This is a genomic window from Proteiniphilum saccharofermentans (genome assembly GCF_900095135.1).
GTDB lineage: Bacteria > Bacteroidota > Bacteroidia > Bacteroidales > Dysgonomonadaceae > Proteiniphilum > Proteiniphilum saccharofermentans.
In genome coordinates, this window is record NZ_LT605205.1 from 3,527,440 (window position 1) to 3,553,202 (window position 25,763).

Annotated in this window: 24 protein-coding genes; 6 read left to right on the forward strand and 18 right to left on the reverse strand. The window is 45.1% G+C overall.

Annotation, left to right across the window (positions count from 1 at the left end):
* Window positions 1–20: 20 nt before the first annotated feature.
* The 3 genes from PSM36_RS13665 to PSM36_RS13675 are packed head-to-tail and all read right to left on the reverse strand — an operon-like array spanning window position 21 to window position 2,640.
* On the reverse strand, window positions 21–1,775 hold the full coding sequence (locus PSM36_RS13665) for a beta-ketoacyl synthase N-terminal-like domain-containing protein (RefSeq protein ID WP_232001461.1): 1,755 nt from the start codon (window positions 1,773–1,775) through the stop codon (window positions 21–23).
* The gene (locus PSM36_RS13670) at window positions 1,748–2,191 is read right to left on the reverse strand and encodes an acyl-CoA thioesterase (RefSeq protein WP_076931399.1); all 444 of its coding nucleotides are present in this window, start codon (window positions 2,189–2,191) and stop codon (window positions 1,748–1,750) included. Before PSM36_RS13670 ends, PSM36_RS13665 begins: the two co-directional genes overlap by 28 nt.
* Complete coding sequence (locus PSM36_RS13675) at window positions 2,191–2,640, reverse strand: hydroxymyristoyl-ACP dehydratase (protein ID WP_083711067.1); 450 nt, start codon at window positions 2,638–2,640, stop codon at window positions 2,191–2,193. The genes PSM36_RS13670 and PSM36_RS13675 overlap by 1 nt, the downstream gene beginning before the upstream one ends.
* 153 nt (window positions 2,641–2,793) lie before the next feature.
* On the opposite strand from PSM36_RS13675, the gene PSM36_RS13680 reads away from it, so the two are divergent.
* Window positions 2,794–3,747 (forward strand): IS1595 family transposase, encoded by a 954-nt coding sequence (locus PSM36_RS13680; RefSeq protein WP_076929706.1) that lies wholly within the window; start codon window positions 2,794–2,796, stop codon window positions 3,745–3,747.
* Between the two features lie 31 nt (window positions 3,748–3,778).
* On the opposite strand, the gene PSM36_RS13685 is transcribed toward PSM36_RS13680, so the two are convergent.
* The 6 genes from PSM36_RS13685 to PSM36_RS13710 are packed head-to-tail and all read right to left on the reverse strand — an operon-like array spanning window position 3,779 to window position 9,608.
* Window positions 3,779–4,870: a class I SAM-dependent methyltransferase gene (locus tag PSM36_RS13685; RefSeq protein ID WP_076931400.1), complete on the reverse strand. Its 1,092-nt coding sequence runs from the start codon at window positions 4,868–4,870 to the stop codon at window positions 3,779–3,781.
* Window positions 4,871–4,925: 55 nt separating this feature from the next.
* Complete coding sequence (locus PSM36_RS13690; protein ID WP_076931401.1) at window positions 4,926–5,831, reverse strand: LpxL/LpxP family acyltransferase; 906 nt, start codon at window positions 5,829–5,831, stop codon at window positions 4,926–4,928.
* A complete protein-coding gene (locus PSM36_RS13695; RefSeq protein WP_076931402.1) occupies window positions 5,818–6,069 on the reverse strand; it encodes an acyl carrier protein in 252 nt (83 codons plus the stop codon). Before PSM36_RS13695 ends, PSM36_RS13690 begins: the two co-directional genes overlap by 14 nt.
* 27 nt (window positions 6,070–6,096) lie before the next feature.
* Window positions 6,097–7,320 carry a beta-ketoacyl-[acyl-carrier-protein] synthase family protein gene (locus PSM36_RS13700; RefSeq protein ID WP_076931403.1) on the reverse strand — a complete coding sequence of 408 codons (1,224 nt, stop codon included), beginning with the start codon at window positions 7,318–7,320 and terminating at the stop codon, window positions 6,097–6,099.
* A gap of 15 nt (window positions 7,321–7,335) precedes the next feature.
* Window positions 7,336–8,067 (reverse strand): 3-oxoacyl-ACP reductase FabG, encoded by a 732-nt coding sequence (gene fabG / locus PSM36_RS13705; protein ID WP_076931404.1) that lies wholly within the window; start codon window positions 8,065–8,067, stop codon window positions 7,336–7,338.
* Window positions 8,064–9,608 carry an HAL/PAL/TAL family ammonia-lyase gene (locus PSM36_RS13710; protein ID WP_076931405.1) on the reverse strand — a complete coding sequence of 515 codons (1,545 nt, stop codon included), beginning with the start codon at window positions 9,606–9,608 and terminating at the stop codon, window positions 8,064–8,066. Before PSM36_RS13710 ends, fabG begins: the two co-directional genes overlap by 4 nt.
* A gap of 139 nt (window positions 9,609–9,747) precedes the next feature.
* Between PSM36_RS13710 and PSM36_RS13715 the strand changes: the two genes are divergently transcribed.
* Window positions 9,748–12,291 (forward strand): DUF5686 and carboxypeptidase-like regulatory domain-containing protein, encoded by a 2,544-nt coding sequence (locus PSM36_RS13715; protein WP_076931406.1) that lies wholly within the window; start codon window positions 9,748–9,750, stop codon window positions 12,289–12,291.
* 39 nt (window positions 12,292–12,330) lie between these two features.
* On the opposite strand, the gene PSM36_RS13720 is transcribed toward PSM36_RS13715, so the two are convergent.
* The 9 genes from PSM36_RS13720 to dnaB form a co-directional block, all read right to left on the reverse strand.
* Entirely contained in the window at window positions 12,331–12,912 is a 582-nt protein-coding gene (locus tag PSM36_RS13720) for a hypothetical protein (protein WP_076931407.1), read from the reverse strand.
* A 121-nt stretch (window positions 12,913–13,033) separates the two neighbouring features.
* Window positions 13,034–14,302, reverse strand: a complete 1,269-nt coding sequence (locus PSM36_RS13725) for a peptidase U32 family protein (protein ID WP_076931408.1) — start codon at window positions 14,300–14,302, stop codon at window positions 13,034–13,036.
* 38 nt (window positions 14,303–14,340) lie between these two features.
* On the reverse strand, window positions 14,341–14,736 hold the full coding sequence (locus PSM36_RS13730; RefSeq protein WP_076931409.1) for a DUF302 domain-containing protein: 396 nt from the start codon (window positions 14,734–14,736) through the stop codon (window positions 14,341–14,343).
* Between the two features lie 12 nt (window positions 14,737–14,748).
* The gene (gene trxA / locus PSM36_RS13735) at window positions 14,749–15,249 is read right to left on the reverse strand and encodes a thioredoxin (RefSeq protein WP_076931410.1); all 501 of its coding nucleotides are present in this window, start codon (window positions 15,247–15,249) and stop codon (window positions 14,749–14,751) included.
* Window positions 15,250–15,265: 16 nt separating this feature from the next.
* On the reverse strand, window positions 15,266–15,493 hold the full coding sequence (locus PSM36_RS13740; RefSeq protein ID WP_076931411.1) for a DUF6132 family protein: 228 nt from the start codon (window positions 15,491–15,493) through the stop codon (window positions 15,266–15,268).
* 76 nt (window positions 15,494–15,569) lie between these two features.
* On the reverse strand, window positions 15,570–15,887 hold the full coding sequence (locus tag PSM36_RS13745; RefSeq protein ID WP_076932280.1) for an ArsR/SmtB family transcription factor: 318 nt from the start codon (window positions 15,885–15,887) through the stop codon (window positions 15,570–15,572).
* A 148-nt stretch (window positions 15,888–16,035) separates the two neighbouring features.
* Window positions 16,036–16,740: a porin family protein gene (locus tag PSM36_RS13750; protein ID WP_076931412.1), complete on the reverse strand. Its 705-nt coding sequence runs from the start codon at window positions 16,738–16,740 to the stop codon at window positions 16,036–16,038.
* Window positions 16,737–18,773 carry a LysM peptidoglycan-binding domain-containing protein gene (locus PSM36_RS13755; protein WP_076931413.1) on the reverse strand — a complete coding sequence of 679 codons (2,037 nt, stop codon included), beginning with the start codon at window positions 18,771–18,773 and terminating at the stop codon, window positions 16,737–16,739. The genes PSM36_RS13750 and PSM36_RS13755 overlap by 4 nt, the downstream gene beginning before the upstream one ends.
* Window positions 18,774–18,918: 145 nt before the next feature.
* Window positions 18,919–20,454, reverse strand: coding sequence for a replicative DNA helicase (gene dnaB, locus PSM36_RS13760; protein ID WP_076931414.1), 1,536 nt, complete (start codon window positions 20,452–20,454; stop codon window positions 18,919–18,921).
* 257 nt (window positions 20,455–20,711) lie between these two features.
* Here dnaB and PSM36_RS13765 point away from each other — a divergent pair, with 257 nt between their 5' ends.
* The 4 genes from PSM36_RS13765 (at window position 20,712) to PSM36_RS13780 (ending at window position 25,737) form a co-directional block, all read left to right on the forward strand.
* Window positions 20,712–21,137: a Fur family transcriptional regulator gene (locus PSM36_RS13765; protein WP_076931415.1), complete on the forward strand. Its 426-nt coding sequence runs from the start codon at window positions 20,712–20,714 to the stop codon at window positions 21,135–21,137.
* Window positions 21,138–21,210: 73 nt separating this feature from the next.
* Window positions 21,211–22,719: a catalase gene (locus tag PSM36_RS13770; RefSeq protein ID WP_076931416.1), complete on the forward strand. Its 1,509-nt coding sequence runs from the start codon at window positions 21,211–21,213 to the stop codon at window positions 22,717–22,719.
* A gap of 177 nt (window positions 22,720–22,896) precedes the next feature.
* Window positions 22,897–23,598: a DUF2461 domain-containing protein gene (locus PSM36_RS13775; protein WP_076931417.1), complete on the forward strand. Its 702-nt coding sequence runs from the start codon at window positions 22,897–22,899 to the stop codon at window positions 23,596–23,598.
* A 105-nt stretch (window positions 23,599–23,703) separates the two neighbouring features.
* Window positions 23,704–25,737, forward strand: a complete 2,034-nt coding sequence (locus PSM36_RS13780) for a protein-disulfide reductase DsbD family protein (protein WP_076931418.1) — start codon at window positions 23,704–23,706, stop codon at window positions 25,735–25,737.
* The last annotated feature ends 26 nt before the right edge of the window (window positions 25,738–25,763 follow it).

Sequence of the window (25,763 nt, forward strand, 5' to 3'; positions counted from 1 at the left end):
ACAACAAAGGTAACGAACCCTTATCTTTCCATCAAATAAAATTCCGACAGAAAGTTTTCACCCAGCAAGTCGCACCAGCCCACGATACAATAGTGTAAACCCTGTTCATTCATCACTATTTCGGCATATTGCATCAAAAAGTCCTTATCAAATTCCCGTTGGATAAAAAAGATATTTTCGCCCTTCATCTTCCAATAGATGCATATCTCACCCAACATGACATTGGGCAGTGTATACACAAAAATGGCAGGACTCGCCTCCCGGTCGCCCACCGCATCAAGATTCCGACGATACTGGATATCCGTATCGAGTGATGAAGAACAATTCGCCATGATGACACCTTTCGATTCAGGAGGCAACTCTGCAAACCCATCCACTGAACGGGTAAGCCAGGCAGTGGTGATAAAACCCAGTTTCGATAAATCGTCCATCTTGTAAAACTTGCGATATGCCAAGCCGAGAAATGCATACACTTTGCGGATAAAAATAGGAAAATCGTCCGCCAGTTCATTCACAAACACACGTTCATCATTGAGATACACTCCCGAAGGACTTATACTGCATGTAGAGAGAATTTTCGTTCTTTTTGAGGTTTGGGGAAAGACTTCAACCGCACGCTCTTTCCCAATCACAACGGCTGCATTACAACCGCCAAAGCCCGAAGCCGTTTTCAGACAATAAGTGAGGTTCATTGGGCGATGCCGGGAATCAATATTGAGAGGATATGGTACACCGATGGTTTCAAACCCCGGCACACCAAATACTATATTGTTCTCGAGTTGCTGCTTGCAAAGAATTGTTTCGATCACTCCTGCCGCACCAAGCGTATGCCCGAAATAGGGCTTGAGGCTTTGCAGAGGCTTTCCGGAAAGTCCGGAAAGATATAAGGCCTTACTTTCCATTTCATCGTTATAAGGAGTGGCCGTACCATGTGCGTTGATAAAAAAGTGGTCTTCCATAGAAATGCCGGCTTGCCCTAGTGCCTGATCTATTGCCAGATGCAGTTCCTCCCCCGTACGCGACGGTCCTGAAATATGGTTCGCATCATTAGTGATTGCCCCGCCGAGCAGGACTACAGGTTGCGTCTCTCTGACACAAATTTTATCGCCGGTGAGCAAGACCGAACCACAGGCTTCACCCAAAGAAAGTCCGTCACGACCGGCATCATAGGGTTTACAAATACCTGTGCTTATCGACTTAAACGCGTGGAATCCACTTACGATAAAGTCCGACAGTTCATCTCCACCCGCCACTATCATGTACTTAAACAGTCCACTCCCTATTAGTCTCTTTGCCACAATCATAGCCGAAACACCCGAAATACAGGCATTACAAAGCACAATAGGCGTAGCAGTAAATTTGAAATATGCGGCAACTTTTTCTGCAGAATGGGAAAGGAGAAGTTCTTCCCCGGTTTCGTTCCCTGTGGAAAGACGGCCAATATTCCCTTTGGTGGATACCAGTATAAACCCACAGTCGCTCTGCTGCACATTTACCCCGCTCTTCTCAATCGTCTGACGGATGGAGAGGATAAGGAGTTGTTCCAAACGTGAAAAGCCGTGTAAATTATTTTCTGTAACGAGTAGCTGTAAACGATCGTTATTAATTCTTGCCCCAAAAAACGATTCGGAATAAAGTTGAGAATCGGAGACAAGCCGCACACCCGATTGATACCGAAGCATCTGTTCCCGGCATTCTCCGGTAGAAAACCCCAGTGAGCTGATCATGGCATCTGCCGTCAGATAAATCACCGGATGTTCCATTTCTCTTTCCATCTCAAATAAAAATCGGGATTATTCAACTCTAATAAATTTGAGGTTAGATGGATGAAAACCTGTGTGGTTGATGCCTCGGCAACTACGGCACCGTCGCTTTTGCGATAAATAGTATAGTCGAACTGTATCTTTGCCGCATCACAATCCACATAGCGTGTTTCTACAATGGCCTGTTCGTTAAATGAGAGGGATAACTTGTAATCAATATCAAGCTTCACGATCGGCGCTGCAAAACCGGCTTTCCTCATATCCATATAGCTAAGTCCGTAGCGTTGACCAAAGGATTCACGCCCGTCTTCGATGTATCTCACATACTCGCCGTGCCATACTATCTGCAATGCATCCACTTCGCTGAACCGCACCTGAATTTCCACGCGGTCGGTAAGCGACGCTTCCCGTTTTTGTTTTCGCTTCATTATTTGTTCAAGTATATTTTCAGTTCACCCTCGGCAATCAATTCATCTTCCACCCACGACTTTACACCCGCAAGCGTAATATTTCCCACCTCCTGGATTATGCTAACCACTGTCAACAATTCATTTCCGACCCGGGGGTGTGCATGGATGGAAAATTTGCTTACTGCGCCGATAAATCCCACAGGGACAGTTTCTTTATTTTGTACGAAGAGAAAACCGATCCGGGCCGCTGCCGACTGTGCAAAATGCTCGATCACCCCCTCCTCGGTGAGTATACCATTGCAACAGAAAAGGTTTTCTTCCGTGACCGTAAGTCCTGAAAACGAATCACGATCGACTATACCGAAAAACTTATCGACCATCACCATTGGTTCTCGTTGCGGGATCAGTTCCAGAACAGCATCATCGGAATAAACCGGATATTGAAAATAAGATATGTAAGGGTTCACTTTTAATTTTTAATTTTTAATTTTTAATATGATTATCCGCAGTTATTCCTAAAGAATTTAGCGGGAAAAAGTTATAAATAAGTTTCAAAAATGCTTGTGCAATTCACTGATATTCATTATATTTACATCGATAACGATATAAAGATTCAAGCTATGAATATCCTGGATTTTGCTATAAATTACCCCGATGAGGAATCCTGTCGGAAAAAATTCAAAGAACAAAGAGACCAAATGGGAGTAACCTGTCGGCATTGCAATTGTAAAGAACATTATTGGCTGGAAAACAAGCAGGCCTATGAATGCAAGCGTTGTCGCGCACGCCAAACCTTGCGTTCAGGCACCGTCATGCAGCACTCCAACCTGCCTTACCGTTACTGGTTCGTGGCCATGCACCTGCTCACGGCGACCAAGGGCTCCTTTTCCGCGGCGGAGCTGCAGCGCCAGCTGGGGCACAAGCGTTACCAGCCCATATGGGAAATGGTCAATAAACTGCGTGACGTGATGGGCAAACGCGATGATGAGTACACCCTTGAGGGAGCCATCGAGTTGGACGACGCCTTCTTTTCCACCGAAATATCCCTTCAAGAGAGGGACAAACCGTTGAAGCGCGGCCGCGGGAGCCAAAAAAAGACCAAAGTGCTGGTAATGGCTGAAAGCAAAACCGTTGAAAACCCCAAACCGGGTAAGAAACCCAAGAAGGTCAGATACCTGAAGATGAAAGTCATCAACGACTTGAAAGCCGGTACAATTACAAGGAATGTCAAAGAGCACGTTGAAAGCACGGCGGACCTGACCACCGATGACTCAACTTCTTACACTAAATTGAAAGAGCATGTCCATTCACATACGGCATCCGTTATTCCACACGAGGATCTTTCCAATGTGCTGCCCTGGGTCCATACCGCGATCAGCAATGCCAAACGACAGCTCTTGGGCGTGTATTACAAGATAAAACCGGAATACTTGCAATATTATCTCAACCAGTTCTGTTATAAATTCAACAGGCGTTACTTCGGGGAAAACCAGTTTGAAAGACTGTTGATAGCCGCTGTAACGTATGCTCCTGATTTCAAGTCAAGAATTTACAATAGGAACTATTGCGGATAATCATTTTTTTTAATTTTTCATTCTTCATTTTTCACTCTTCATTCTTTACACATTCCAGAATACTATGTCCCAGTCCGATATTATCATGAATCTTGTCGATCTTCAGACCGGCTTTCTCAATAATCCGCATCATATCCCCGGAATAGTACATTTTACTGTTTCCGTTTGCCATGGCAGTGAAATAAACACTTGTCTGTGCCAGACAGAATGCCGAAGTCTCAAACCGTTGCCGGTCCCAAAATGTTTCCATCACGAACAGGCGGGTATTCCCGGTCATGGACTTGCCCGCACGGGAAACAATACTGAAAACCTGTTCCTCCGAAAAACAATCCAGGAATTGACTCATCCAGATGGCATCAAAAGGGCCGGGAAACGAAGTCTCAGGATCCAATAAATCAGCCTGATATCCGTGAATACGATCAGCCTCCGGCAGATGTTCAGTTTGTGATTTCATCAACCCTATCTGCTGTGGTAAATCCATGATGGTAACTTGTACATCGGGTGAATGATTCACGCATTGCAATGACCAACGACCGGTATTTCCCCCCACGTCGAGCAACGTTTTGGGCGAATGGGCAAAAACTACTTCAAGCGCCTGGGGAAATGAGTTGTCGGAATAAAAATGGTCGAACCCGAACCAGCTTTTCCGGACCTGGTCAGGTAGTGACGAAAGTCCTTCATAAATGGTTGGCCAGTCACCAAAAACTTTCAATCCTTCAGGTTTACCGTTCAACAAAGCTTCTTCAAGCGAAAAGAGTCCCAGATAATTCACATCGTGGTTGAAGCTCATGTTCACTTCAATCATCGGATCGGTCAGGAAAAACCAGCCCGTCTTACTTAGATAAAAGCGTTCATCTTTCAGCAGAACCGTTCCGGCAGTAAGTGACGACTCCAGTAAGACCTGTGCCGCATAACGTGAAATTCCTACCCGTTCAGCCACCTTATCCATAGTCAGCCCGTTATCGCTGTCACGCAAAAGCGAGAAAATCCCGAATTTGTGCATCAGTCTGGCAACCTGAAAGACCACCGGTGCAAATGCGATCAAATGTGCCATCCGCTGCGCCTCAGAGGCTGTAAGATGGTCGCTTTCATAAGCTTGTTTTAGTGGTGCTTCTAATTTCATTATTTTCTATTATCGAAAAATACAAATCTTCATAAAAACAGTCATCACAATAACCTCATTTCCCCCAGAACCGGTAATAGTTGAACCATTGGTGCGGATATCCTTGCACAATGGTTTCAAGTGCTTGTACGTATTGTTCCAAAAGCCGGAATTCAGATTTTGATCCGGAGCCTCCGGATACAGATTCGACTATCCGGAAATGAAATTTATATTTCATCCCCCGTTCACGCATGGAAAAATAGAAAATTACGGGAACCTGTAAGCGTGAAGCCAGTAGAAAAGGGCCAATGGGAAAACGGGCTGTTTTACCAAGAAACCCGACTTCAGCAGTCTGTGTATTTTCTAAAAAACGGTCACCCTGAAAACAGATATATTCATGACGGTCGAGTATAGCTTTCGCCCGGAGGATATTCGATAACCCGTCCGTTTCATCAAGGGGGAGCACGTTATAGTTGCGACTTTCACTATGCTGCTCAAGCATTTCTTTGATTTTCCGGTACTCAGCATCGAGCATGGCGATATGTATTTTCTTACCGTATTTATCAAAAAAAGGGGCTCCGATTTCCCAGTTCCCGACATGTGCACTCACCATGATAGCCCCTCTCTCCTGATTCAGAATTTCCAGAAAACGGGAATATGATTCATCAAAAACAAACTGATACCGGTCTTTTTTTCCTGCCGAAACAGCGACTTTATCGATCAAAGTCTGTCCGAAACGGTAATAATTCACAAACAGGAAAAGGAACGATTGAAAGAGGGATTTCTTCAAAATATTCCGTGCGTACCACCATGATGCTGCAGTAGCTTTCGGAGCAAAAGGAATGAAATAGACAACGACAAAAGCCAAAAAAATATACGCGAACCGCACTCCCAATCGGTCAATCAGAAAAATAAAGAAACCATAACCGAAAGAGCCTCCACGCGTTTTTCCGCTCCATTCCTTGTCGTTATTGTCGCCCATTCATTTTTGATTCTATAAAATCATAGAAGTCTTGAAAAGTGGCTATTTCCCTGAAATCAGTCGCTTTGGGTGTAAAGTGGAAATTTTGCTCTATCAGCACTACCATATCCACCAGATCGAGACTGTCCAGATCGAGCGTTTCCATCAGGTGTGCCTCGGGCGTAATTGTCTCGATATCCACTTCGAACTCCTCTGCAAGATTTTCGTTAATGAGTTTGATAAGTTCCGTTTTATCCATGATTCAATATAAGATGATTGCGTTATGTTATTGCTTGAATTTCTTGATTACCAACGATGAATTGGTACCTCCAAAACCAAATGAATTCGATAAAAAAGTATCAAAAGAATGATGTATTGCTTTTGTTGGAATGTTGAGTTGGGGGGCATCGTCATCTGCCTGTTCAAAGTTGATAGTCGGAGCGATAAAATCATTTTGCATCATCAACATCGAATAGATCACTTCGCTCGCACCTGCCATCCACATTTCGTGCCCGGTCATCGCTTTGGTAGATCCCACATAGGGTTTATGATCGCCAAAAACGGCATCGATCGCTTTTGCCTCGTTCAGGTCGCCTACGGGCGTAGAGGTAGCGTGTGCGCTGAGGTAACCGATTTCTTCAAGCGAAATGCCGGCATCGCGTATCGCCATCTCCAGAGAACGTTTCGGACCATCCACATTGGGTACGGAAATATGGTTCCCATTGGATGAAAACCCATAACCCGCCACTTCGGCAAGGATGGGTGCACCACGCCTGACTGCCGACTCATAACTCTCGAGAATGACCGTGGCTCCACCACCGCTCGGCACTAACCCATCGCGGTTTCTATCGAACGGGCGGGATGCTTTTGCCGGTTCGTCTTCACGTACCGAAAACGCTGAAAGCCCGTCAAAGCTGCCTATGGAAAACAGATTTACCTCCTGTGCCCCACCACATACAATGCAATCCTGAAGTCCTTGTTTGATAAGCAGGTAACCTATGCCAATAGCGTGCGAACCACTTGCGCAAGCACCTGACACAGTAAAATTTATCCCTTTCAGTTTGAATATAACCGACAAATTCATTGTGATGGTAGAGTTCATACTCTGAAAGATAGAGCCTGAACCCACCAATGCAGTATTTCTTTTTTGACGAATGATATCGCAGGCCTCAATAACCGGTTGAGCAGAGCTGTCGTTACCGTAGAGAATTCCTACTTCGTTATTTTCCAGGAAATCATTGTCGATCTTAGCCTGTTCAAAAGCTTCTAAAGTGGCTATGTAAGCATATTTTCCCTGCTCGGGAATCCCTGCACGTTGACGGCGGTCGAGCTGAGTTTTCAGATCGGGCACTTCGAGTATACCCGTAAGTCCCGAACGAAAGCCAAATTCCTTCCGTACAGGATCAAACCCGATACCCGATTTCCCTTCATATAAAGATTGACGAACTTCGTCTTTGTTTTTTCCGATACAGGAATAAATCCCCATTCCCGTGATAACTACTCTGTTCATATAATGAATTGACGATTACGTATAAATCCCCCCGTTGATTGAAATCACTTCGCCCGTGATGTAACCGGCTTCTTTGGAAACAAGAAATCCGACGAGGGACGCCACCTCTTCAGGTGTCCCGAATCTTCCGGAGGGGATCATTTTTTTCAGTTCGTTTTCATCCAAATCCTGTGTCATATCCGATTTGATGAAACCCGGCGCCACCGCATTCACAGTAACTCCTTTTTTTGCCACTTCCTGTGCAAGCGCCTTGGTTCCGGCAATCACACCGGCTTTGGATGCGGAATAATTTGTCTGACCCGGCATGCCTTTTATACCGGACAAAGATACAATATTCACAATCCGGCCAAAACGTTTCACAAGCATATTCTTCACCAACAGACGTGTAATATTATAAAATCCATTAAGACTGACATTGATCACGCTGTCCCATTCGTCTGGTTCCATCCAGAGCATCAGGTTGTCTTTACGGATACCGGCATTGTTGACAAGCACTTCGATATAATGGTCGGGATGATTTGTTGTCCATTGATTAAACGCTGCCTCCACCTGTTCGCGGTCAGCTACATCAAAACGGATCAATTCACCATCGGCACCCGCATTACGAACGGCTTCCAATGTTTGCTCTGCTTCTTGTAGACTGTTGTTATAATTAATCAAAACGCTGTAACCCATCGATGCCAGACGAATGCAGATTGCCCGCCCGATACCCCGGCTTCCGCCCGTTACGAGTGCATATTTTGTCATGATACAATACTTTTGGTTTTCAGATATTCAACAATCCGGTTAATATCTTTGTATCTGGGTTTATCATCCACAAATGTAGGAAAAAAACTTCTTATTTCATGATAAATTTCCTGACTTTTTGGGGATAACTTCTCCGCTGCCTGCAAGCAATCAATAGCCTGAACAATAGCCATATAATGAATCGCCATCACCTGAAAGCCATTTTCGATAACCGTCTTGGCGAGCAACGCAGAGTTGGTCCCCATACTTACGATATCCTGGTTGTCATTGTTATTGGGAATGCTGTGCAGATACATCGGATAAGAAAGGGTCTGGTTTTCAGCTGTGGTCGATGTAGCAGTAAACTGCATAGCTTGCATCCCATAGTTGAGTCCGAGCGTACCGAGATTGACAAACGGCGGAAGAATTTCATTCACTTTATCATGCATCAGGTAGTTGAGCTGACGCTCCATCAGCATAATCATTTTGGTGACGGCAATTTTCAGTTTATCCATTTCGAAAGAGATATAATCGCCATGAAAATTCCCACCATGATAGATATTTCCCGAAGAACAATCTACGATTGGATTGTCACTCACCGAATTAAGTTCATCTATAATCACTTGCTGGGCTATTTTCACTGTATCCCATACAGGTCCGAGCACTTGCGGCACACACCTGAGCGAATAATAGGGCTGCACCTTCTGTTTGAAATGCGAAGCTTTGGTACCGTTATAGAGTTCTTTCTTACGGTTTCGGAGCAATTCGCTATCCTTAAGCCACTCGCGCATAAATGCTGCCGTCTCGACCTGGCCGTTATGCCGCTTAACACCATTGAGCTCAGGAGCCAGAAAGTCATCGTACGATTGGGCAATTTCATTCATCATAGCTGATGCCACGAGAGCGTGATGAAGCAGTTTCCTGGCAAGAATGAGATTGACCAGTCCTACGCCGGTCATCATAGATGTACCGTTTGTGAGCGCCAGTCCTTCACGAATATGCAGTTTGAACGGCTCGATGCCGGTTTGTTTCATCACATCAGCTGTGGGATGCAATTTGCCATTGTAAAATACTTCTCCTTCACCGATCAGTACAAGTGCAATATGTGCCAATTGGACCAGATCACCGCTGGCCCCTACGCTTCCGTGCGAGGGCACATAAGGGTTGATATCGAAGTTGATAAAATCGATCAGCGTCTGGATCAGTGCAGGATGAATGCCGGAGTAACCCTGGGCAAATGTGCATAGTCGGTCTATCATTGCCGATTTCACATAAACGGGCTCAATGGGTGGCCCCGCCCCTACAGAGTGACTCCGGATGATATTATATTGAAGTTGATTAATCTCCTCATCCTTAATATGATATTGTGCCATCGGACCGAAACCGGTATTGACACCATAAATCACTTTATCGACGGAAAATTCCTGTAAGAAATGAAAACTTTTTGTAACCTTGTCTTTTAACTTTGATGACACTGCTACTTTTGCACCACCAAAGAGCAATTGCTCAATTTCATCTATATCAACACCTTTCTCACTTATCTCTACAATTTTTAACGGCATACATGAAGAAGTTCTAATTGCCCACAAAAGTACTCAATTTTTTCGGGATGTCAAATAACGATTCCACAAAGGAAATTTGTATTTTTGCACTCAACCGTTTCTTACACTGGCATCACCTATTTGTAAAACTGACTCAATTTTGAAACTACTTCCTACATATACTTTCTATTTTCTCATTCTGATTTTCTGCTTTTCGGTAGCATCTTTCCCGTCGCAGGCACAGCAATCCGGTTTCATTCACGGGGTTGTGATGGACAGCATAACCGGGGAGCCGGTCTCATTTGCCTCGGTACAATTGGAAAACACCACCATCGGTACCGCCACGGATATCGACGGATATTTTAGTATGAGATACTTACCTGGAAACCGGAAGATCATAGTTTCATCGATTGGCTTTGAAACAAAAACCGAGGTATTGCCGGAGCGAATAGGTACAGGAGAGATCATCCGGATCCGCCTCAATCCCTCTACCATCGGACTGACCGAGGTAGTGGTAAGGCCCGATAACCCGCGCTATTCGCGTAAAAATAATCCGGCAGTGGAACTCATGAAGCAGGTGATTGCAAACAAAGAACAAAACCGGATAAAAAACATCCCTGGGATAGAGTATGAACAATACGAAAAGTTGACGCTTTACTGGGATAATTTCAAACTGGAAAACCGTTTACTGAAAAAGAATTTCGGATTTATCGAGAATCATCTGGATACTTCTATTTTCACCGGTAAACAGGTATTGACCCTCTCGATGCGTGAGATGCTGACAAATGTACGCACAGATAACCTCTCCGGCAGTCTGAAAAAAAATATTATTGCCAGACGAAGCGAAGGAGTGGAAGAAACATTTAACGACGGATCGATGGATGTTTTTCTGGAGCAGGTGTTCCGGGAAGTAGATATCTACGATGACAATATCGACGTGCTGCTCAATCAATTCGTCAGCCCTACCTCATCAGCATTGGCTACGCTTTATTACAAATTTTTTATCCAGGACACGTTGACGATTGACAATATCCGGTGTGTGAACGTGGCATTTTTCCCGTTCAATCCTGAGAGTTACAGCTTCAACGGAAATCTCTACATCGCCATCGACAACAATTTTGCCATCAAACGGGCCGACCTGTCCATACCGCGAAATCTGAATATCAATTTCCTCGAAAATTTACGGGTTATACAGCATTTCAACCTGCAGGAAAACGGATTATGGACAAATGAAAAAGAAGATGTATATGCCAATTTCGCCATGAGCGATCTTCTTACCAAAGTGTATGCACATCAGGTTCGCTCTTACCGCTATATTGAAAACGGAGAGATGGTTTATCCGGAAAAAACGGATGAAGCATTCTGGCAAGACCATCGGCATGTAGCACTAAAAAGGGTCGAATCTGATCTACCCAAACTAATGGATGAACTGCAGGACGTTCCTATGTACAGAAGGTTCGAGAAGTTCCTTGAAATAATCATTACAGGTTATATCAAAACATCAAACGAACGGCAGTCGAAAAGTAAAATCGACATTGGGCAGGTGTGGACATTTTATGGTACCAACCCCATCGAAGGACAACGCCTTCGGCTCGGTGCCATGACCACAGCACATTTTCATCCCCGCATTTTTCTTTCGGGATATGGCGCCTACGGTTTCAAAGACCAAAAGTGGAAATATTCCGTTACTGCCGGCTATTCTTTTGTGAAAAAACAAAACTACTGGCAGGAGTTCCCACGCAACGATCTATCGTTCACGGCCGAATACGACCTCTATTCTTTGGGTATGCAAATGAACGAGGCCCTGAAAGACAACCTGTTCGTGGCGCTTGGCACAGCCGGAATCTCCAACCGGAGTTACCAGAACCGGTATAAACTGGCATACACCGTCGACTGGATGTCGGGACTGGGTGTTTCGGCATGGTGGAAACATACCAAAGACACGCCTGCCGGCGCATTGGAATATCGTTTACAGGTTAACGAAAATGAACTGATAGATATTCCCGGTTTCACACTATCGAAAGTGGGAGGCGAGATTTCATTCGCACCGGGGATGCAGGATTATGGTGCAAACAGGGGTGGGCGCAACGCCAAAGTAAATTTCATCAACGACAACATCCAATTGAAACTGATGCACGAATATGCCTATCGCGGATTTTCAGGTGGCGATTATGCCTATCATCAGTCACAGGCAACTGTTTCGGATAGGTTTTGGCTGTCGTCGTTCGGCCATATCGACGGTTATCTCTCCGCAGGGAAAGTATGGAATCAGGTGCCTTTCCCAATGCTTGCAAGCCCCGAAGTAAATCCTTCCGTTTTCATAGAAAAAAACCGATTCCACCTGATGCAACCGTTCGAATTCGTATCGGATGAGTATATTTCCTTGTATACAAGCTATTTCCTGAAGGGATGGATACTGAACCGAATTCCCCTGATAAAGAAGTTGCAGTTACGTGAAGTATTGACATTCAGCGGCTATTATGGTAACCTGACCGACAAAAACAATCCTGCTGAAACCTATGGGCTGTTCATCTTTCCTGAGTCAGCACACCCCATGCATGGCGATATTTATATGGAAGGGAGTATAGGGGTGGAAAATATTTTCAAAGTATTCCGGGTGGATTATTACCGGCGGTTCACTCACCTTGACCTGCCGGGAGCAAAAAGACAGGGTATAAAAATAGGCTTCCGGTTTGCCTTTTAGCGCCCCGAAAGCCATTTTTCCATATTTTTACGACAAAGACTATCTCACATTTTTCATAGCTCCCCGAAGTGCGCCTGCCCAAAAATTGCGAAGGCCAAAGCCACGCGCCTTACCGGTCGCTTCCTGCTGAAAGATGATCTCTTTGGTATCCTGGTCAAAAACCACGAAAGTGAATGTACCGTGATTGGCCGTTTTGTTGAGCAACCCGGCAACAATTACGGCACCATATTGGCTGTCACCTTCTTTTTCAATCTTTGCTACCACCTGATCAATATCGGCATCAGTTACAGCATACTTATTATCGTCTGTAAATAACTCATTTCGAGGAATATTGTCCACATCCTGTTTCACCTGCCTGTTAAAAAGTTCGTCGCTTCTGATGCCGAACGCTTTGCTCACGTTATACGTTTTAGGTTCCGACTCAAACAGATCATTGATCCTTATAAATGCATCCAGGAACTGGTGGGCAGTCTCATCTGCGCCGTAAACTTTGGCATAGGTAAAATCAACACCGTAGAAACTTAAATGGTCGATATCCTTTAAATCTCCCTTCTGGGCGCTCGCATTCTGTGATGCTCCCATACAAACCAATACGATTGCGACTAATAGAATTTTTTTCATGATGAATGATGTTTTGTTAGTTACATGAGATACAATATTTATAGGACAAAGATAAATAAATAATAACTGAACTTTTATAAAAATCAGATAGAACTTAATTTATTACGAAAGCCGGAATTCCCTATCTCTCATGAGCCGTCCCTGTTCGGTTAGCAGCTACCATTTTATAGAGTTGATCGTTAGGGCGGATCTTTTCATTGGTCCTGATAGAAAAGTGGTCTCCTTTCATCGCTTCGGAAACGGAGGTAAGATCTACCCTGATATCATCGGCAGTAATAAAGATGGCACCGGTGGTAGGTCCTGTAATTAATAGTTCATCTCCCGGTTTTACCGATTGGGTTTCCACCAGGAACTCTGTTACGCCGAGTTTTCCGAAATGCTTGACGGCTTTCCCAACGTACACTTTTCGTTTGGTGGCACCCGATCCGTAGCGGTGTGTCCACTCTCCTAACCGCTGCCCAAGGTAATAGCCGTCCCAGAACCCACGATTGAATACGGTGGAAAGACGCTCGTTCCAGTTATTTATCTTCTCTTCCGTATATGTGTCGTTACAATAAGCCTGTACCGCCTCCTTGTAGCATGATGTAACCACCCTTACATATTCCGGGCCTCGTGCACGTCCTTCAATTTTGAATACCCGTACGCCGGCATCCATCATCTTGTTCATAAAGTGGATAGTCTTGAGATCTTTGGGCGACATAATATATTCATTATCGATCTCCAGTTCTATCTCGCTGGTCTTATCCTTGACAATATATCCTCGTCGACAAATCTGGTTACAGGCTCCCCGGTTGGCCGAGAGATCCTTTTCATGCAGGCTGAGATAACACTTCCCAGAAACTGCCATACACAGGGCACCGTGACAAAACATCTCGATACGGATCAACTCACCCGACGGTCCCTTGATTTGCTGGTCGACTATATCCCGATAAATAGAAGCCACCTGATCCATATTCAACTCGCGTGCCAGTACCACCACATCGGCAAACTGCCCGTAGAACTTCAACGACTCGGTATTACTAATATTCAATTGGGTGGATAAGTGTACCTCCACGCCAATACTCCGCGCATACATCAACACCGCCACATCGGCGGCAATAACAGCCGATAGATTCGCCTCCTTCGCTGCATCCACCACCTTTCGCATCAGTTCCATGTCGTTGTCGTAAATGATGGTGTTGACCGTAAGATAGCTTTTTATATTATGATCGCGACAAATAGCCGCGATGTTGTGCAAATCGGCAATAGTGAAATTATTGGACGATTTGGCACGCATATTCAACCCTTCGATGCCGAAGTAAATGGAATCCGCACCGCCCTGTATAGCAGCGGTCAGCGATTCATAAGATCCTGCCGGCGCCATTATTTCATAATCCTGAATATTCTTCATCCGTAAGCTGTAACTTGAGAGTACAAAGGTACAAAAAATCAGCCAATCAGATAAAATATAAAACTCTCCGCATCGCGATATGCCTGGGACATTACATCCTCTACCACCCCACCTATCATCGAACTAAGCATAGCAGAATTCAAGCGCGATACGTAAGTCTTACCATCCTCTTTTTCATAGACCGAGATGCGGCAGGGCATCATATTGGAATAAATGCGAAGCGTATCTTCCGACAAAAGGCGATAAGCATAATCGGGCTTGCATAGTTCGATCACTTTTACGGGATTGACTTCTTTCCCGTTCTTTCTCATCGTTTCCTGTAAATCGTGAATGTGAATCACCTTCCAACCTCCCTCGGGAATGATTTCGGAAAGCCTGCTTACCGTTTCCTCGAATCCATACCGGCTCCTGCTTTCAAAAAACATCTGGTCCATCTTTTCCTGAATTTATGATTTTTTCAACAGTACCTCTTCGATAGCCTGCTTGAAAGCATCTTTTGGAAGTGCTCCCTGTGCCATCTGCGGAGCTTCGCCCATCGGGACAAAGAGCAAGGATGGTATACTCCGGATACCGAATTCGGCAGCCAGTTGCTGCTCTGCTTCCGTATCCACTTTGTAGATATAGATTTCACCGTCATATTCGTTGGCCAGTTCTTCTAGGATGGGCGCAACCATCTTGCAAGGGCCACACCAATCGGCATAAAAATCAATGATACAGGGTTTGTCTCCCAAATAGACCCATTGATCGGGATTTTCTTCGAAATTGGCCACTTTCGTCAAAAAGTCGGCCCTTGTCAATTGAATTGTTTTTTTTGATGTTGTCATACTATCTTTTGTTTTTATTACGTCCGTTTCACCATTGTTTGAATCGGCCTTCTGTGCAGCGTTACTACATGAAGCCAGTATAAATACCAGAGCTACAGCAGCCATTAAAAAATTTGTTTTCATTATATACTTCAATTAGTTATTGTTGAATATCTTGTTTTGCATCCTTTGTTTTTTTATCGCTTGAGAAAAGATCGAAAAGCAGATAACCTACCAATGCCCCGTATATCATCATCCTATATGGGTTGGAAGTGATAGGACATGTTCCACTCAGACATCCCACGTAATGGTAATAAATATATCCGACCAATGCACCGACTAATATTCCGGCCATTCTCAACCAATGTTTCTTAAAAAAATTTTTCATATATTTCTTTTATTGTCTAAATCCTTATCTTATCCCCAGCCACTTGATCACTTAACCACCTAACCACTTTTCCACTTTAATTGCCACAATCCAGGATACACTTCAACACATTCGAGAATCGCTTATCGCTAAGAGAATAGAAACTATTCTTTCCGCTTTTGCGACAACGGAGTATCCCTTTTGCCCGCATATCTGTCAGATGGTGTGATAGCAACGATTGCTCACAGTCCATTTGTTCCATTAACCCGGTCACCGATTTTTCACCATCCCGGGTAAGCTGCATAATAACACACAAACGGGTTTCATTGGCCAACGCCTTCAGAATATAGGCCGCCTCTTCAAATTGAGAACGGTCTATCTTACTTCTTTCCAATACATCTGTCTCTTTTTCCATTTCCATCATATTGAAAAAATTCAAACAAATATATGAACATATATTCATTTGTTTTTGTTCGACAAAAGTACAATTCTTTTTTTCTATTCCAAAATTTTATCTGATTATTTTATTGTGACACCATAGCTACTCAGCCGCTTAGCCACTTTTAAAACACTTTAATATAATAAGTCAATTTCACCCCGATCACACGGGAAGCCGAACGGGAAAAATAGGCTTGTTCGCTACGGCGACTGGTAAAAATATCTCCCAGTCCGAAATAGTAGCGTCCTTCCAGATCAAAATCACCGATACCGGTTTTCAATTCCATCCCTATTCCGGCAGCTAAACCATAATCCACCCGTTTCAGTTCATACACGCCCTCGTATTGCATTCCCACTCTGATATCTTCATCCTCAGCCCTGAGCTCATCCAGATGGTCAGACAACGCCTGGCTCATATCCTGCTTATCGCCGACCAATAGGGATATCTGAGGACCGATATTCATTATAAAGCGTGTTTTTCCTCCCGCATAGATATGCGTCATAAATGGTATATCAATATAGTTCAGTGTCCTGCTGTAAGAGAAATCTGAAGCCGGGTCAAATTCCTCTTTCCATCCCCGTTGGGCATAGTTAACTTCCACAAGAAGTCCCAAATTTTTTTCAGAAATATATTTTGCCGACACACCACCAAAGCTTCCCTGCTTGAAAGCCAAAGGTACACCCGGCACAAAATCCACCTTTGAGAAAAGGCTTCCGCCACCGGCCCCCAAATACAGTTCACCTTTGAACACTTCTTTTTGGGCATACAGTGGAGAAATACCCAAAGAGAGCAAAAAAGCTAGAACAACAAGGCTAAAAAAGGGTCTCATTGGCTTTTATCGGTTTTAATGATTCTTCCGTCCGTGCTATAATTAATAAAATAGAGTCCGGAATTGATGAAACCACCCCAATTATTGGGTCGTTCGAAATGGAACGGGAATTGGAGTGAATTTACATTCACCCGTTCTATATTTTGCTCGAAATTATTGCCATACCGCTGTAAAGCCGTCAGGAAAAACAAAGCAGTATCATAGCCCCACATACCGTAGCTGGGAAACGTTTCCAGAAGATCCCGACCATACCACTTACGGAAATTGCTTTTGAAAGCCTCCACGTCACGGCTCTGTTCGTTAGCAAAGAAAGGAGCGAAGATATAAGTATTAAACAGGCTGTAATCTTCTTTCACATTAGAATAGGCTTGCCAGTCAGGATAACCGAACAGGCGGATGGCAAAGCCGGAATCAGACTCCTGCACTTTCCTCAATTCATCCGTTATCTGACGCAACAATCCGGAATCACCGCTGGCCGGCACAATCACATTCTCTTTACTTCTGCTCATCAACGCAAGGATCGTACTACTGAGTGTGGTTGTGGCATTCAACGTTTCATATCTGACGTTATTCCTGCGAAGGTCGTTCTGCAACAGGGATATAAACTCATTTTTATCATTCGCACCTCCCTGCACAAAAATGATATTGGCATTGCGGAACGTCTGGAGGAAAACAGAAGCAGTTTTGATATAAGTCATATGTTGCACAGGATTTACCTGGAACAGGTTTCCGTTGTTCAGCACCTCTCCGTTACTCTGCGAGAACGGCACCACATATTTCATATTATGGGACCTGGAAAAATCTGAAAGCATCTTGATTTGTGCATCACTGACACCACCGATGATCAGATTGAGAGATTGCATCTCCATTGTACCAAGCAAACTTTGCAACTTCTGAGTGTCGTCTCCTTTGCCAATTTCAAAAACATACAATTCTATATTGGCTCCGTTGCTCTTCATTTTTTCCACCGCCAGAAGAAAACCTTCATAATACTCCTGAAGACGCAAATGAGAGCCTCTCGTCTCGTCCAGGAATGGTAACAGCAATCCCACTTTCATCACATTGACCCTTTCTGACGGAATCTGCTGAGTGAGCAATCGATTCGCTTCATTTGCATTCGATCTGGAATCATCCTCTACAAGAATCCTTTTTACCGGAACCAGCAACTCCATATTGCTCTTCAATCCCCCTTCAAGCATAGGATTCAACCGCTGGATTTCCTGTACTTCCACATTATAGCGTTTTGCAATGCTGTAGAGAGTTTCTCCCCTGCTGGCTTTATGGATAATGTTAGTGGTCTGTTCTTCATAAGGTAAGATTACCTCATACGATTCGAAAAAAGGAATGCGAATAGTTTTTCCTATCTGGAATGTCTCCACAGACAGTCCGGGGTTTGCCCTCATCACATCCTCCGGTTTCAGGGAATAGGTTTTCGATACGGAATAGAGCGTCTCTTTAGGAAGTATGGTATGGTAACGATAGTTCTCTTCTTTTTCCTGACTGATAACCCGCCGTTGCGGAATAGTAAGCACCTGTCCTTCAGCAATCCCCTCCCTGGCTCCCGGATTAAGACGGAATATCTCATCCACAGTAGTATGGTACATCTTGGCTATACCGTACACAGTCTCACCAAGCACTACGGTATGCTGGAATGTTGTATTCTGGTCTGCCGGTAAAGATTGAAAAGGCTGAAAGGGACGAGGTGACTGGGAGGACTGGGGAACATTGGCACTCTGCGAAGGAGAAACTACCTGTCCTTTATTTTCACCGGCAACCGGGATCAATAGTTTCTGTCCGTTCTGCAGACCTCTTTCCGCTCCGGGATTATGACGAAGAATATCGGCTACCGACACCGAAAAAGTCCGCGAGATAGCATAGAGACCTTCTCCCGATTGAACGTTATATTCATAATAAGTTTGTCCATTCACCTCCACTGTTTTATACTTCAGATCCTGCGCTTGAAGTGAAAGGAGTGATATACCTAAGAAAAGTACGGTCCAGAATATTTTACTCAGATTAAACCTGTTATGCATCTTTTGTTTTAATTTAGATGAGCTGCTTAGGCAGCTTTAATGCACAAAAATAGAAATATTATTTGGATTTATACCTTTGTGGGGATCAAATGCGACAAGCAGTTTGACAGTAATTATAAGATTTTAAACACAATTAGGTTAGTTGCTAAAATGGCAACGGGTCATTCCCCTGTGGCACGAGGCCGGATGAAGAGAAGGATGAATCGGTGGATGAGTCAGCCGGTTTCGACTGGGCATTCATCCTCGAAGGACGCTCTACGTAATTCCTTCCCACAGCATAATCGTCCAGGTTTTGAAAACGGGCATACTCATTATCGAAGCGCATGCTGGCAATACCGGTAGGGCCGTTACGATGCTTTGCCACGATGATCTCAGCGATACCCACCAACGAATTGCCACGTTCATCTTCAGTAATCCTGTAATATTCGGGGCGATGAATGAAACAAACAATATCGGCATCCTGCTCAATTGCACCCGACTCGCGCAGGTCGGCCAGTTGCGGCCTTTTACCTTCATGCCCCTGTCGTGATTCCACTCCACGGTTCAACTGCGACAGGGCGATAATGGGGATATTCAACTCTTTGGCCAATCCTTTCAATGAACGGGAGATCATACTCACCTCCTGCTCACGGCTACCAAAACTCATTCCACTTGCATTCATCAACTGCAGGTAGTCGATGATCAGTATTTGCACACCATGTTCCCGGACTAACCGCCTGGCTTTGGTACGTAACTCAAATACCGACAAACTGGGCGTATCGTCGATATAAATAGGAGCATTATACAAGAACTTATGATTTTTATCGAGCCGTTCCCATTCATCTTCAGAAAGACGACCGCTCTTGATGCTCTCCCCTTTTATCTGGCATACGTTCACTATTAGCCTGTTCACCAACTGCACATTCGACATCTCAAGTGAAAAAACACCCACCGGCTGCTCGAAATCAAGCGCCATATTTTTTGCCATTGACAATACAAAAGCAGTCTTCCCCATGGCAGGACGCGCAGCAATAATCACCAGATCGGATCTCTGCCAGCCCGACGTCAGTTTGTCCAACTCCTTGAAACCGGTCGGCAGACCACTCATCCCGTCTTTCCGGTTAGCCGCCAGCTGAATATTATTCATCGCCTCACGGATGACAGGGTTGATCTGGATCACATCTTTTTTCACATTCCGCTGAGAAATCTCAAACAGACGCCCTTCAGTCTCCTGCATGAGATCATCCACATCCACCGTTTCATCAAAAGCCTGCTGCGACACATCCGAAGAGAAAGCGATCAACTCTCTTGCCATAGATTTCTGCGCAATGATACGGGCATGATATTCTATATGGGCAGCAGAGGCTACCTTTTCCGAGAGTTCGGCAATATAGACCGCCCCCCCGGCAGTCTCCAACTCACCCCGCCGTTTCAGTTCCTCCACAACCGTCAGGACATCCACAGGTTTTTGTTGCATGGCAAGCCCCTGAATGGAATCATAGATCAACTGGTGGGAAGGATCATAAAAACTTTCCGGCTTCAATATTTCACTGACAACCGAATAAGCATCTTTTTCAAGCATCAGTGCCCCAAGCACCGCTTCCTCCAGTTCTCTTGCCTGAGGAGGTAGCTTGCCAATATCGGGTGCTGCAACCGTTTTTTCAACTACTTTAACCGCAGATTTTCTTTTTTGTCTTTCCATCTCAATAGGTTTTTGTTAAAAGGAGTGTAAAGGTAGGGAGTAATTTGTTCCTTCGGGAATTTAAACGGTCATTCTTTTCCAGAAGTTATGAACAAAACATGTTGAAAACTTAACCAGGGGAAGGTGGTTAAGCGCCTGAGTGGTTAAGTGCCTGGGAAAATAACGGTAATGCCGAATAATAAAAATTGAATAACCATGAACTTTTCAAAGGAGAATTTGTTCTAAAAGAGAATGATTCCTATTTATAGAAGAAATATATGGAAGCCCATACAGACGCGATACGGGAGAAACTGAAAAACAAAGGGTTAAAAATCACCCCACAAAGGATTAGTGTATTAGAGGCTCTTTATGCGTTACAGGATCATCCTGCTGCTGAGCAAATCATCGACTTTGTACGCAAAAAAAATCCCAATATTGCTACCGGCACGGTATACAAAACGCTCGACACACTCGTGAAGAACGGCGTGGTCACAAAGTTCCGTACCGAAGGAGAAGCAGCCCGTTATGATTGTATCCTTACCCATCATCACCATCTGTTCAGTTCGGATAACGACCATATAGAGGATTATGAGAATGAAGAGTTAGACCGGTTGCTGAGCGATTTCTTCAAAGCACACAGCATCCCGAATTTTGAGATAAAATCGATTAAATTACAAATAAAAGGGAGATTTTCATCAAGCTAAAATAATTTATCCAAATGCACACGACTTTAGTGAAATTTCTCCACCAATAACAACATTTTTAAAATTTAAATTTATGGATGCAGAAGAACTGAAAAAACAGAAAGACAAGGCGGATCAACGGAAAATGACCACCGTTGCAGGTGCGCCGGTTGGCAACAACCAGGATTCAATGACGGCAGGCCCGCGGGGGCCAATGATGCTGCAGGATGTATGGTTTCTGGAAAAAATGGCTCATTTCGACCGGGAGGTAATTCCTGAAAGGCGTATGCATGCGAAAGGATCGGGTGCATTCGGCACATTTACCGTAACCCATGACATTACGCAGTACACGAAAGCCAAGATCTTTTCGGAAATCGGCAAAAAAACGGAAATGTTCGTTCGTTTTTCTACCGTTGCAGGTGAACGTGGCGCGGCAGATGCCGAACGGGATATCCGCGGTTTTGCAATGAAATTCTATACTGAAGAAGGCAACTGGGATCTGGTAGGCAACAACACGCCTGTTTTCTTTTTCCGGGACCCGTTGAAATTTATCGACCTGAACCATGCGGTAAAACGCGACCCGCACACCAACCTGCGCAGTCCCAACAACAACTGGGACTTCTGGACGAACCTTCCCGAAGCGCTCCATCAGGTAACCATCACCATGAGCGACAGGGGTATTCCCCGCAGCTACCGCCATATGCACGGATTCGGAAGCCATACGTTCAGCTTTATCAACGCAGAAAATGTGCGCCATTGGGTAAAATTCCATTTTGTTTCACAACAGGGAATAGAAAACCTTACTGACGCGGAAGCCGAAATGGTGGTGGGAAAAGACCGGGAAAGTCATCAACGGGATCTGTTCGAAGCGATCGGCAATGGTAATTTCCCGAAATGGAAACTCTATGTGCAGATTATGACTGAAGAACAGGCTGAAAACATGCCATACAATCCGTTCGACCTTACCAAAGTGTGGTATAAAGCGGACTTTCCGCTTATTCCGGTAGGGGAATTCGAGTTAAACCGCAATCCCGATAATTATTTCCAGGATGTGGAACAGGCTGCTTTTAATCCGGCCAACGTGGTGCCGGGTATCGGTTTCTCGCCCGACAGGATGCTGCAGGGACGCCTTTTCTCTTACGGTGACGCTCATCGCTACCGCCTCGGGGTGAACCACCACCAGATTCCGGTAAACTACCCCAAAGGCGTCGATAAAGCAAACTATCATCCTTTCCATCGTGACGGACAAATGCGCGTGGACGGAAACCAGGGTGCTACCCTGCATTATGAACCGAACAGCTACAACGTGTGGCAGGAACAACCCGAGTATAACGAACCGGTACAGAAAGTGGACGGCGATATCAAACGGTGGGATTTCCGCGAAGACGACGATAATTACTATGAACAGCCGGGTAAGCTATTCCGACTGATGACACCCGATGCACAGCAACGTCTCTTTGAAAACACGGCACGGAACATGGGTTCCAGTGACGAGATCATAAAGATCCGGCATATCGGTAACTGCTATAAGGCCGATCCGGCCTACGGAAGAGGAGTGGCAGACGCGTTGGGTATCCCGTATGGAAAAGCAGGTATCGAATAGAAGTAACGTTGACATACCGGGTAAAAGAGGATATATCACTATGTGATTTTATCCTCTTTTTTATTACTAATTTCGATAGACGACATGAATAAAATACAAACGAATTTCAATTCGACATTGGGCAGATACATCCTATGATTTATTTTGCTAATTTTACAAGTAAAAAAGATCACACTCATGAAAGAGATTCCATCCTTTACGGGATTTAAGCCCGAAACCGTACGGTTCTTACAGGAACTGAAAGAAAACAACTACAAGCAATGGTTTGATGAACACAAAACCGTTTACCAGGAGGTACTCCTACAGCCGTTCCGTGCGCTGGCTGTCATGCTTTCACCATCCATGTATAATATTGATCCGATGTTCGACCTGAGACCGCAAAAAATGCTCTCACGCATTTACCGCGATATCCGATTCTCTTCAAACAAAGCCCCGTACAAAACCAGTATGTGGCTGAATTTTCAGCGTATGACCACACATTGGGAGAATTTCCCCGGTTATTTTGCTGAATTCAGCGACGAATATTTCATGTACGGAATGGGGCTTTTTATGCCCAAACGGAAAGTAACAGACCACCTGAGGGAGGAAATTGGATACAATCCCGAATCGTTCAAAGAGATGGCACAAACAGCATTGGATACGGGGTTCGAGGTAGCCGGAGAAACCTATAAACGCCCGCTGTCCAATGATCTCCCCGAATTCTATCAGCCGTGGATGCAACGTAAAAACATATATGTACTCAAAACACTGCCGCTGACGGACGAACGGTTGTTCAACGAAGCTATCGCGCTTCAGTTGATAGAGGATTTCACACAAATCGCCGACCTGTACCATTTTATGGTGAAAATCGTACAGGAAACGGTATCCCCAGACCATTAAAAGAGATTTAACGCGTCAAAACTCTTTATAACTGATATTAACTTAGTATATTAACCCCGGTATATTAACTTTGTCGTTTAATTTCAAAAGAATATAGTCATTGTTATGAAAAAAATAGCAACCACTCTTTTTGGTTTTCTCTTTCTTTTTACAGCTTTTATATCTGCCCAGGATATAATCACCTGGGATTTTTCCCTTGAAGATGCCGGAAACGGGGAGGTCAACATCATTGCCAAGGCCTCTGTCCAGCAGGGATGGTATATGTACGACACGAAGATACCGGATGGCGGCCCCAACCCCACCATGATCGAGTTCGACAAGACAACCGGCGCAGAAGCGGTCGGCGAGTTCCAGTCGGTCGATAAGAAAGCGACAGTGAAGCATGACGAGATTTTCGGAATGGAGATCGGCACCTTTACCGGTTCGACCACCTTTGCCCAGCGGTTGAAAATAACCGACAAGGTCGGTTTTTCCATCGAAGGGAACGTGCGTGCACAGGCATGTAACGACCAGACCTGTACACCTCCTTTACCGGTAGATTTCTCATTCGCTGCATCCGACCTGCCCGCTTCGGTAACAGTAGCCGGAAATACATCCACCGGAGAGAGTACCTTGCTTTCCACTCCTGCGGAAACAGAAGTACCGGCAGATACAACAGAAGAAACAATTGCCCCGGATACCCCGGTCTCTTTAACCAGTACCGACAGGGAACAGCTCTGGTCGCCGGTCATTGAAGAGTTGAACGCACTTGGGGCGGACGATCATGCCGACGCCTCCCTGTGGAGCATCTTCCTGAAAGGTCTTTTGTGGGGCTTTGCCGCCTTGATTACTCCCTGCGTCTGGCCGATGATCCCCATTACGGTCAGTTTCTTCCTGAACAGGAACAAGAAGAGCCGCAGGAAAGCCATACAGGATGCCACGATATACGGTCTCTCCATCATCATCATCTATGTGACGCTGGGGCTGATCATCACCGCTATCTTCGGTGCCGCCGCACTGAATAATATCGCTACGAGCCCGGTATTCAACCTGATCTTCTTCGCCCTGCTCATCACCTTTGCCTTTTCCTTCATGGGAGCTTTCGAGATCGTGCTTCCCTCGTCATGGACCAATAAGATGGACAGTAAGGTGGACAGCACCACGGGGATTATCAGCCTGTTTTTCATGGCATTTACCCTGGCACTGGTTTCCTTCTCCTGCACAGGCCCGATCATTGGATGGTTGTTGGTGGATGCCGCCACACAAGGTAACTTCCTGGCTCCCGCCCTGGGCATGTTCGGCTTCGCCTTTGCCCTGGCTATACCGTTCACACTGTTTGCCATCTTCCCCTCCTGGCTCAAGACATTACCCAAGTCGGGAAGCTGGCTCAACGCTGTGAAGGTGGTGCTCGGATTCATCGTGCTGGCCGTATCCCTGAAATTTTTATCGGTGGCCGACCTCTCCGGCGGATGGGGTATCCTCAACCGTGATATATTCCTCTCGTTGTGGATCGTCATCTTCGCATTGCTGGGACTCTACCTCCTGGGAAAGATCAAACTGCACGGCGACAGTGACCTGTCTCATGTGCCTCTTTTCAGGCTCTTCCTGGCCATACTCTCCTTTGCCTTTACCATCTATCTGGTGCCCGGTTTATGGGGCGCACCGCTGAAACCTATCAGTTCCATCGTGCCGCCATTGTCGACGCAGGATTTTAAGCTGGCGCACAACCCGATGAACCAGGTCTTCGACGATTATGAGACCGGAATGGCCTATGCCGCACAGACGGGCAAGCCGGTACTGCTGGAATTTGGCGGTCACGGCTGCGTGAACTGCCACAAGATGGATGCCACAGTACTGGCTGACGACCGTGTGAGGGAATTGATCGACGAGGAGTTTGTATTTATCGTGCTCATGGTGGACGAACGTACACGGCTGCCCGAAACAATCGAAGTCGATGAAAACGGAAGGACGTCAAAGCTGCGTACAGTAGGCGACAAGTGGAGTTACCTGCAGCGCCACAAGTTCGGCACCCAGTCACAACCCTTTTACGTGGTACTTAATCACCAGGGAAAACCGCTTTCTCCTTCACACGCTTATGACGAGAGTGTGGATAACTATGTGGAATTCCTGCAGACGGGACTAAAAAATTTCAGAAAATAATTCAATCTCAGAAATAATTAATTTAT

Bases quoted from the DNA above. Each gene is read 5' to 3' on its own strand.
- PSM36_RS13755 (WP_076931413.1), bottom strand. From the start codon at position 18,773: ATGCATAACAGGTTTAATCTGAGTAAAATATTCTGGACCGTACTTTTC.
- PSM36_RS13730 (WP_076931409.1), bottom strand. From the start codon at position 14,736: ATGGACCAGATGTTTTTTGAAAGCAGGAGCCGGTATGGATTCGAGGAA.
- PSM36_RS13745 (WP_076932280.1), bottom strand. From the start codon at position 15,887: ATGGAAAAAGAGACAGATGTATTGGAAAGAAGTAAGATAGACCGTTCT.
- PSM36_RS13740 (WP_076931411.1), bottom strand. From the start codon at position 15,493: ATGAAAAATTTTTTTAAGAAACATTGGTTGAGAATGGCCGGAATATTA.
- dnaB (WP_076931414.1), bottom strand. From the start codon at position 20,454: ATGGAAAGACAAAAAAGAAAATCTGCGGTTAAAGTAGTTGAAAAAACG.
- PSM36_RS13770 (WP_076931416.1), top strand. From the start codon at position 21,211: ATGGATGCAGAAGAACTGAAAAAACAGAAAGACAAGGCGGATCAACGG.
- PSM36_RS13690 (WP_076931401.1), bottom strand. From the start codon at position 5,831: ATGGGCGACAATAACGACAAGGAATGGAGCGGAAAAACGCGTGGAGGC.
- PSM36_RS13710 (WP_076931405.1), bottom strand. From the start codon at position 9,608: ATGCCGTTAAAAATTGTAGAGATAAGTGAGAAAGGTGTTGATATAGAT.
- PSM36_RS13670 (WP_076931399.1), bottom strand. From the start codon at position 2,191: ATGAAGCGAAAACAAAAACGGGAAGCGTCGCTTACCGACCGCGTGGAA.
- PSM36_RS13695 (WP_076931402.1), bottom strand. From the start codon at position 6,069: ATGGATAAAACGGAACTTATCAAACTCATTAACGAAAATCTTGCAGAG.
- PSM36_RS13720 (WP_076931407.1), bottom strand. From the start codon at position 12,912: ATGAAAAAAATTCTATTAGTCGCAATCGTATTGGTTTGTATGGGAGCA.
- PSM36_RS13750 (WP_076931412.1), bottom strand. From the start codon at position 16,740: ATGAGACCCTTTTTTAGCCTTGTTGTTCTAGCTTTTTTGCTCTCTTTG.
- trxA (WP_076931410.1), bottom strand. From the start codon at position 15,249: ATGAAAACAAATTTTTTAATGGCTGCTGTAGCTCTGGTATTTATACTG.
- PSM36_RS13725 (WP_076931408.1), bottom strand. From the start codon at position 14,302: ATGAAGAATATTCAGGATTATGAAATAATGGCGCCGGCAGGATCTTAT.
- PSM36_RS13780 (WP_076931418.1), top strand. From the start codon at position 23,704: ATGAAAAAAATAGCAACCACTCTTTTTGGTTTTCTCTTTCTTTTTACA.
- PSM36_RS13665 (WP_232001461.1), bottom strand. From the start codon at position 1,775: ATGGAAAGAGAAATGGAACATCCGGTGATTTATCTGACGGCAGATGCC.
- PSM36_RS13765 (WP_076931415.1), top strand. From the start codon at position 20,712: ATGGAAGCCCATACAGACGCGATACGGGAGAAACTGAAAAACAAAGGG.
- fabG (WP_076931404.1), bottom strand. From the start codon at position 8,067: ATGACAAAATATGCACTCGTAACGGGCGGAAGCCGGGGTATCGGGCGG.
- PSM36_RS13775 (WP_076931417.1), top strand. From the start codon at position 22,897: ATGAAAGAGATTCCATCCTTTACGGGATTTAAGCCCGAAACCGTACGG.
- PSM36_RS13700 (WP_076931403.1), bottom strand. From the start codon at position 7,320: ATGAACAGAGTAGTTATCACGGGAATGGGGATTTATTCCTGTATCGGA.
- PSM36_RS13685 (WP_076931400.1), bottom strand. From the start codon at position 4,870: ATGAAATTAGAAGCACCACTAAAACAAGCTTATGAAAGCGACCATCTT.
- PSM36_RS13680 (WP_076929706.1), top strand. From the start codon at position 2,794: ATGAATATCCTGGATTTTGCTATAAATTACCCCGATGAGGAATCCTGT.